This window comes from Bradyrhizobium sp. NBAIM08, from assembly GCF_020193935.1.
GTDB lineage: Bacteria > Pseudomonadota > Alphaproteobacteria > Rhizobiales > Xanthobacteraceae > Bradyrhizobium > Bradyrhizobium yuanmingense.
The window spans coordinates 1-404 of the sequence record NZ_JADYVR010000942.1; the positions used below are offsets into that span (position 1 = coordinate 1).

General features: G+C 66.6%; 1 protein-coding gene and 1 pseudogene. Both read right to left on the minus strand.

From position 1 onward, the window contains the following. Window positions 1-225: pseudogene (locus tag I6F37_RS42845) on the minus strand (hypothetical protein); the annotation flags it as partial. Continuing rightward, window positions 210-404: DUF4266 domain-containing protein (locus I6F37_RS42850; protein ID WP_225154807.1), on the minus strand; the 195-nt coding region annotated here is incomplete at its 5' end. The gene I6F37_RS42850 and the pseudogene I6F37_RS42845, both read right to left, overlap by 16 nt.

Here is a 404-nt window from a genome sequence, read left to right on the forward strand (position 1 = left end):
GGTGATGGCATCGACGTAGTAGTTGGCGGTGGCCGAGAAGGAATCACCGAAGGTCTTGCGCACCAGCACCGACGGTCCCTGCACCGTGATGCCGCCACCGGAGTAGCTGTGATACATGACGTCGGCCCGGTCTTCGGGCAGCACGCCGGCATGCACGGCCGAAGCAGCCAGCAGCAGGGCCAGGGCCGGAACGCGCGGCATGCGGAGCATCAGGTGCAGCCGCAACCGCCGCCACCTGCACCGGTGGCGCCCCGGGCACCTTCGCGAACCTCGAATACATGGTCGAGGTATGACGACGACACGGGGTCAGGATCCATGGACATGATCGGATCGGCAAGGTGCTCGCGTTCGTAGGGCTTGACCCATGGCTGGAGCGGCGCGCAGGCCTGCAATGCCAGCAGGGC